Source organism: Streptomyces minutiscleroticus (genome assembly GCF_014650875.1).
Taxonomy (GTDB): domain Bacteria; phylum Actinomycetota; class Actinomycetes; order Streptomycetales; family Streptomycetaceae; genus Streptomyces; species Streptomyces minutiscleroticus.
Genome location: NZ_BMVU01000039.1, coordinates 69,879 through 76,869, shown reverse-complemented (window position 1 = coordinate 76,869; position 6,991 = coordinate 69,879). Strand labels below are relative to the sequence as shown.

The window sequence follows — 6,991 nt, the reverse complement described above, 5'->3', positions numbered from 1 at the left end:
GGTCTTGCGTCTCCGACTCTATCAGATCTTTCCGATCCGATTTCCTCGGCGCTTTCCAGGTTCCCGCTCTCGCGTTTCCCTTTCCGGCGGTTCCGACTCTATCAGATCCTTTCGGTTCCGATTCCCCGTCGGAGCGGGGTTGCCGGGCGGCCTTTCGGGCCGTTCCGACGAGTGAGACTTTAGCGGATTCCGTGTCCCCGAGCTAATCGGGGGCGTTCTTTCGAACGCGGATTCCTCAATTCGACAAACACGCATGAAAACGAGCCGACGACGATGCGTCGTTCGTTGGGTACGTGCTGCGGATTGGCTGTCCGGGGCCGACCGGAGTCGGTGCTCACGTCGGACAACTCGGAGAACAGTACGTACCGGGAAGGGTCGTGTCAACCTCCGGCCCCGCTCCCCCTGGAAGGCGTACTCTCGACCCCATGACGACGCATACGTGCCACCAGCAGTGGTGGGCCGCCTGACGGCGGCCGCGCTCACGTATGCACTCGACGGCCGCCGCTCCGGCGGCCGTTCTCGTATCCCCTCCCTGGGACGCCGGCCGGCGGGCGCGGCGGTCCCGACCAGGAGGTGGAGAGATGACACGGATCTTCAGCGGGATCAAGCCGACCGGGCACCTGACGCTGGGGAACTACCTGGGCGCCGTACGCCGGTGGGCCGAGGTCGACCAGCACCGCGCCGACGCGCTGTTCTGCGTCGTCGACCTGCACGCGCTGACCGTGGAGCACGATCCGGCGCGGGTGCGCAGGCTCAGCCGGCAGGCGGCCACGCTGCTGCTGGCCTCGGGGCTCGACCCCGAGCTGTGCACGGTCTACCTGCAGAGCCACGTCGACGAGCACGCGCGGCTGTCGTACCTGCTGGAGTGCGTCGCGACCGACGGAGAGATGCGGCGGATGATCCAGTACAAGGAGAAGTCCGCGCGGGAGCGGGAGCGCGGCGGGAGCGTCCGGCTGTCGCTGCTGACGTATCCCGTGCTGATGGCGGCCGACATCCTGGCCTACGGGACGGACGAGGTGCCGGTGGGCGAGGACCAGACGCAGCACGTGGAGCTGGCGCGGGATCTGGCGGTGCGGTTCAACCAGCGGTACGGGCACACGTTCACGGTGCCCCGGGCCGCGCGGCCCGAGGTGGCCGCCCGCGTGATGAACCTGCAGGACCCGACGTCGAAGATGGGCAAGTCCGACGACTTCGGGCCCGGCATCGTCTACCTGCTCGACGAACCGGAGACGGTGCGCAAGAAGGTCATGCGGGCCGTGACCGACAGCGGGCGGGACGTCGCGTACGACCCCGAGGACCGGCCCGGGGTCGCCAATCTGCTGGAGATCCTGGCGGCGTGCACGGACGGGGAGCCGGAGAAACTGGCCGGCGCGTACACCTCGTACGGGGCGTTGAAGAAGGACACCGCCGAGGCCGTCGTCGAGGTGCTGCGGCCGCTCCAGGAGCGGCACCGCGCGCTGTGCGCCGACCCCGCGTACGTGGACGGGGTGCTGCGGGACGGGGCCGGGCGGGCACGGGCCATGGCGCGGCCGAGGGTGGACGCGGCGTACCGGGCGATGGGGCTGTCGCCCGCCTGAAGGCGCGGCGAGCGCGCGAAGGCGCGGCAGGGACGCGGGCGCCGTGACCGGGGCCGGAACCAGGACCGGGCCGGCGGGGGGCCGGAATCCGGCCGGGGCCGACCGGGACCGGCCGGAATTCGATGGCCGATCCCGGTTCCCCTGGTCCCCGGTGTCCCGGTCCCCGTATGGACGCCGTCGGGCAGTTCAGCCGTTGTTGCCGGAGGCGAGCTCGCGGCTGCGGTCGCGGGCCGCTTCCAGCGCGGCGATGAGGGCGGCGCGCACGCCGTGGTTCTCCAGCTCGCGGATGGCGTTGATGGTGGTGCCCGCGGGGGACGTGACGTTCTCGCGGAGCTTCACGGGGTGCTCGCCGCTGTCGCGGAGCATCACGGCGGCGCCGATCGCGGACTGCACGATCAGGTCGTGCGCCTTGTCGCGGGGCAGCCCGAGCAGGATGCCGGCGTCCGTCATGGCCTCGACCAGGTAGAAGAAGTACGCGGGACCGGAGCCGGACAGGGCGGTGCACGCGTCCTGCTGCGACTCGGGGACGCGGAGCGTCTTGCCGACGGCGCCGAAGATCTCCTCGGCGTGCGCGAGGTGGTCGGCGGTGGCGTGGCTGCCGGCGGAGATGACGGACATGGCCTCGTCGACGAGGGCCGGGGTGTTCGTCATGACGCGGACGACGGGGGTGCCCTCGGCGAGCCGCTCCTCGAAGAACGAGGTGGGGATGCCGGCCGCGCCGCTGATCACCAGCCGGCCGGCGGGGACGTGCGGGGCCAGTTCGTCGAGCAGCGTGCCCATGTCCTGCGGCTTGACCGTGAGGATCAGGGTGTCGGCGTTCTTGGCGGCCTCGGCGTTGGCGACCGGGGTGACGCCGTGGCGGGCGCGGAGCTCCTCCGCGCGCTCGGGGCGGCGTGCGGTGACCAGGAGGTCGGCGGGGGCCCAGCCGGCCCGGATCATTCCGCTGAGCAGGGCTTCGCCGATCTTGCCGGTGCCGAGGACTGCGACTTTCTGGGTCATGGTGCGGGTGCCCTCCGGGGGTGCGTCGTCCGGGGGCCATCGTCGCACCGGGGCGCCGTACGGGAGCGGGTTGTCCGTTGGGCGGGACGCGGGGAGACGTGGGCGCGGGGAGACGTGGGACGCGATGTGAGGACGCGGGGTGCGGCCGGTGCGGGGTCAGGCCGTGCGGCGGCGCAGGGTGGCGGCGCCGAGGACGAGGACGAGGAGGGCGCAGGCCGCGACGACCAGCACGTCGCGGACGAAGGCGGCGGTGACGTCGCCGTGCCGCAGGACCTCGTTCATGCCGTCGACGGCGTACGACATGGGCAGGACGTCCGAGACGGCTTCGAGGACGGGGTGCATGGCGGGGCGCGGGGCGAACAGGCCGCAGAGGAGGAGCTGGGGGAAGATCACCGCCGGCATGAACTGGACCGCCTGGAACTCCGAGGCGGCGAAGGCCGAGACGAAGAGGCCGAGGGCCGTGCCCAGGACGGCGTCGAGCATCGCGACCAGCAGGAGCAGCCAGGCCGAGCCCGTGACGTCCAGGCCGAGCGCCCAGACCGCCAGGCCGGTCGCGAGCGCGGACTGGAGGAGGGCGAGCGCGCCGAAGGCGAGGGCGTAGCCGGCGATGAGGTCGGCCTTGCCCAGGGGCATGGCGAGGAGGCGTTCGAGGGTGCCCGAGGTGCGTTCGCGCAGGGTCGCGATGGACGTCACCAGGAACATCGTGATCAGCGGGAAGACGCCGAGCAGCGAGGCGCCGATGGAGTCGAAGGCGCGGGGGCTGCCGTCGAAGACGTAGCGCAGCAGCAGGAGCATCACGCACGGGACGAGCAGCAGCAGCGCGATGGTGCGGGGGTCGTGGCCGAGCTGGCGCAGGACCCGGGCGGCGGTGGCGGCGGTGCGCGCCGGGTGGAGCGGTCTCGTGCCCGCGTTCGCGTCCGCGCCCGTACGCGTACGCCCGGCTGTGTCCGTACGCGCGTCCGTGCCCGCGGTGACCGGGGCGGGCGCGTGCGTTCGCGGGTCCGTGTACGCGTGCGCGCTCGCATCCGTGCCCGTACCTGTGTCCGTGCCCGCGTCCGTGCCTCGTCTCATCGGGCCGTCTCCTTCTCCCTCGCCTCGTCTTCCTCTCCCGCCTCGTCGACCAGGCGCAGGAACGCGGCCTCGACGGTCCCGGAGTCCGTGCGGGCGCGCAGGGCGTCGGGGGTGCCGTCGGCGAGGACGCGGCCCTCGCGCATCAGCAGGAGGCGGTCGCAGCGCTCGGCCTCGTCCATGACGTGCGAGGAGACCAGGAGGGTCGCGCCCCGGTCGGCGGCGAGCGAGTGGAAGAGCCGCCACAGGTCACGGCGGAGCACGGGGTCGAGGCCGACCGTGGGCTCGTCGAGGACGAGCAGCTCGGGGGTGCCGAGCAGGGCGACGGCCAGGGAGACGCGGCTGCGCTGGCCGCCCGAGAGGGTGTGCGCGAGGGCGTCGGCGTGGGAGGCGAGGCCGACGTCGGCGAGGGCGCGCGCGACGTTCTCGCGGCGGCGTTCGGCGGCGCCGGGCGCTCTTCCGCGCGAGCGGAGCCGGGCGCGGGGCGGGCCGGGGTCGAGGACCGCCGCGAAGTACTCCAGGTTCTGACGCACCGTCAGGTCGCCGTAGACGGAGGGCGCCTGGGTGACGTACCCGATCCGCGGGCGGAGGGAGGCGTCCCCGGCGGGGCGGCCGAGGACCTCCAGGGTTCCGGTGACCTTGGCCTGGGTGCCGGCGATCGCGCGCATGAGGGTCGTCTTGCCGCAGCCCGAGGGGCCGAGCAGGCCGGTGACGCGGCCGCGCGGGACGGTGAAGCGCAGGTCGCGCAGGACCGTGCGGGTGCCGCGTACGACGGTGAGGTCCCGGGCCCGTACGGCGGGTGGGCCGGGCGGATCGGACCGGCCGGGCGGGCTCGGCGGACCCGGCGGGTCAGGTGGGTCGGGCAGCCGGTCGGACCGGTCGGGTGAGAAATTCACCATGTGATGAATAGTCCTCCCGGGGGCTGGGACCGTCAAGCCTCCGGAACCGCTCCCGGCCCGTCCGGTCCGGGGGCGGATCGGAGCCGCGCCGTCCGCGGGCATCGGGCCCGGCGGTCCGTGGGCATCGGGCCCGGCGGTCCGTGGGCCCGATGCCCGTCGGACGCCGGACCGGTGGGCATCAGGGGGCGGTGCGCGTCAGGAGGGCGGTGGGAGTCAGGAGCGGCGGGTCAGCAGCAGGAGCACGTCGTAGACCTCCTCGACGTGCCCGTCCGGGAAGGCGTCGAGCAGGTGGTCGCGTTCCGCGGCGAGGAAGGCCGCACAGCCCTCGGCGCCGCGCATCAGGAAGATCGAGTGGCTGGAGATGTTGGCGAGGTGGGTGTCGACCGGGACCGTACGGCTCCAGCGGATCCGGTGGCTGCTGTGGGGCGGTACGCCGGGGACGGCGGCGAAGGCGGCCTCGGCCGGGATGCCGCCGGAGCCCTTCTTGCCCGGGCTGTCGGCGCCGAAGAACTCCTTGAGGCGTCTTTCCTGCGCGGCGATCCACGGCACGTCGAGCGCGTCCATGTTCCACCACAGGGCGAGTGCGCCGCCCGGGCGCAGGACGCGCAGGGCCTCGGGGACGGAGCGGTCCGGGCGCGTCCAGTGCCAGGACTGGGCGTAGGTGACGAGGTCGGCGGACGCGTCGGCGAACGGCAGGGCGTCGCCGTCGCCGCGGACGAGCGGGACGTCCGGCAGCCGGCGGCGGAACTCGGCCGCCATGCCGTCGCCCGGTTCCACCGCCACCACGTCCGCGTCCCGGGCGCGCAGCAGGGCCGTCGCGATGCCGGTGCCCGCGCCCACGTCGACCGTGCGGGCCCCGGCCAGGGGGCGGCCCGCCTCCTCCTCGATCGTGTCGAGGAGGGCGGGGGGATAGGAGGGGCGGTTCGCGGCGTACTGGGCGGCGGCGGAGTTGAAGGAGCGGGCGCGGGCGCGCTGCTGGACCGGACGGGCCGGAGGAGCCGGACGGGCGGACCGGGCCGGACGGGCCGGCTGGGCGGGTGAGGAAGCAGTCATACAGCCATCCTGCTGGGTGCCGTGGGACGGCCGGGACGGCTCGGAGGGGCCTCGGAGAGGGCCGAGGGGGCGGCCGGTCGCGGAAAAGCGCTCGTGGAGCCCTCGCGGGCGCGGTCTCAGCCCTTGCGCCTGCCCTTGCGCGAAGGGTTGCCCGTACGGCGGGCGGCACGGCGCGCGTACTGCTCGCGCGCCGCCTCGTACTCCTCGCGGCGCAGGCGCTCGCCCGGTGCCTCGACCAGCGAGCGGAAGAAGTACGCGAGGAGGGAGCCGACGAAGCCGATGGTCAGCAGGCCGCGCAGCGACGCCTGGCGCTCCGGGTCGGGGCGCGCGGTGAACCCCTCCCAGGTGCGGCGGAAGGCGATCGCGCTGCAGACCGCGAACATCACGACGACGAGGACGCCGACGAACCCCTCCACCTCCGCGACCATCAGGCCCTGGTAGGCGAAGCGCAGCACCAGGCAGCTCGCGACCGCCGCGGCGAGCGAGCCGACGGCCACGCCCACGCGGCGGGCCGCGTAGCCGCCGTCGTGCTCCACCCAGGTCGTCCCGAAGAAGCGGAGGGGCTCGGGGCGGGGACCCGCCGGGGTGGCCGGGGTGCCGTTCTCGTCGTCGCTCACGCGTCGATTATCGCCCCGGCCGACTCCCCTGCCCCTGTCCCGCCCCGCCCCTCGCCCCGATCCCCGTCCACACCGCTCCCCGGCCGCCCGGGACGCCGTCCTCCTCGGCCGCTCCGCCCGGCTGCCGTCCGCCCCGGCCGAGCGGACCCGGCCGGGGCGGAACGCGGCGGCGCCGACCGCGCGGGCGGAGCCGCGGGGGCGCTCAGGAGCAGCGCGGGGCCACGTAGCCGTCGCTGCCCGTGTGCACGTACGCGTCCGAGACGTACTGGCCGCTGGCGATGCAGTCCCAGATGTTCGACGTGCCGTAGTAGCCGGAGACCGTCTCGCCGGGCCGCTGGCACCTGATCGACACCTGGGAGCCCGCCGGCAACACCTTGACCAGCGAGTACTGCGAGCCCGGGCCGCTGCGGACGTTCAGCCGGACGCCCGGTGCCACCGGGTAGGTCGCGGCCGCCGCCAGCGTCTCGACCCCGGCGGCCGCGGCCGCGGTCTCCACCTCGGCCCCCAGGACCACCTCCGCGATGTCGGCCTCGTCCACCGCGCCGATCCCGTCCGCGGCGCCGGCACCGCCGGCCGTACCGACGCCGACCGCCTCCGCCACGTCCGCCGCCCCGGTCGCGCCCACCGTCTCCGGCTCCGCCCCGTCCCCGGCCGGGTGCGTCTCGTTCCCAACAGCCATACAGGCCTCCCCCGTTGAATGAACCGATGAACGAACCGACTCGTTCGGTGTCCTTCTCGTCTTCCTCCACCGACGCGCGCAGGCTAGCAACCGCCTCCG

7 protein-coding genes are annotated in these 6,991 nt (G+C 74.1%); 1 reads left to right on the top strand and 6 read right to left on the bottom strand.

Annotation, left to right across the window (positions count from 1 at the left end; genetic code table 11):
• The first annotated feature begins 581 nt into the window (after window positions 1-581).
• The gene (gene trpS, locus IE271_RS29345; protein ID WP_190193489.1) at window positions 582-1,577 is read left to right on the top strand and encodes a tryptophan--tRNA ligase; all 996 of its coding nucleotides are present in this window, start codon (window positions 582-584) and stop codon (window positions 1,575-1,577) included.
• A 186-nt stretch (window positions 1,578-1,763) separates the two neighbouring features.
• Here trpS and proC read toward each other — a convergent pair whose 3' ends face one another.
• The 6 genes from proC to IE271_RS29315 all read right to left on the bottom strand — a co-directional run bounded on the left by proC (window position 1,764) and on the right by IE271_RS29315 (window position 6,727).
• The gene (proC, locus tag IE271_RS29340) at window positions 1,764-2,576 is read right to left on the bottom strand and encodes a pyrroline-5-carboxylate reductase (RefSeq protein WP_190193488.1); all 813 of its coding nucleotides are present in this window, start codon (window positions 2,574-2,576) and stop codon (window positions 1,764-1,766) included.
• Between the two features lie 156 nt (window positions 2,577-2,732).
• Complete coding sequence (locus tag IE271_RS29335; protein ID WP_229919626.1) at window positions 2,733-3,647, bottom strand: ABC transporter permease; 915 nt, start codon at window positions 3,645-3,647, stop codon at window positions 2,733-2,735.
• Window positions 3,644-4,543 (bottom strand): ABC transporter ATP-binding protein, encoded by a 900-nt coding sequence (locus IE271_RS29330; RefSeq protein WP_190193487.1) that lies wholly within the window; start codon window positions 4,541-4,543, stop codon window positions 3,644-3,646. Before IE271_RS29330 ends, IE271_RS29335 begins: the two co-directional genes overlap by 4 nt.
• 213 nt (window positions 4,544-4,756) lie before the next feature.
• Window positions 4,757-5,596, bottom strand: coding sequence for a class I SAM-dependent methyltransferase (locus tag IE271_RS29325; protein WP_190193486.1), 840 nt, complete (start codon window positions 5,594-5,596; stop codon window positions 4,757-4,759).
• 116 nt (window positions 5,597-5,712) lie between these two features.
• The gene (locus tag IE271_RS29320; RefSeq protein WP_190193485.1) at window positions 5,713-6,213 is read right to left on the bottom strand and encodes an EamA/RhaT family transporter; all 501 of its coding nucleotides are present in this window, start codon (window positions 6,211-6,213) and stop codon (window positions 5,713-5,715) included.
• A gap of 202 nt (window positions 6,214-6,415) precedes the next feature.
• Window positions 6,416-6,727, bottom strand: coding sequence for a hypothetical protein (locus tag IE271_RS29315; protein ID WP_373308858.1), 312 nt, complete (start codon window positions 6,725-6,727; stop codon window positions 6,416-6,418).
• Between the last annotated feature and the right edge of the window lie 264 nt (window positions 6,728-6,991).

Bases quoted from the DNA above. Each gene is read 5' to 3' on its own strand.
- IE271_RS29335 (WP_229919626.1), bottom strand. From the start codon at position 3,647: ATGAGACGAGGCACGGACGCGGGCACGGACACAGGTACGGGCACGGAT.
- trpS (WP_190193489.1), top strand. From the start codon at position 582: ATGACACGGATCTTCAGCGGGATCAAGCCGACCGGGCACCTGACGCTG.
- IE271_RS29330 (WP_190193487.1), bottom strand. From the start codon at position 4,543: ATGGTGAATTTCTCACCCGACCGGTCCGACCGGCTGCCCGACCCACCT.
- proC (WP_190193488.1), bottom strand. From the start codon at position 2,576: ATGACCCAGAAAGTCGCAGTCCTCGGCACCGGCAAGATCGGCGAAGCC.
- IE271_RS29325 (WP_190193486.1), bottom strand. From the start codon at position 5,596: ATGACTGCTTCCTCACCCGCCCAGCCGGCCCGTCCGGCCCGGTCCGCC.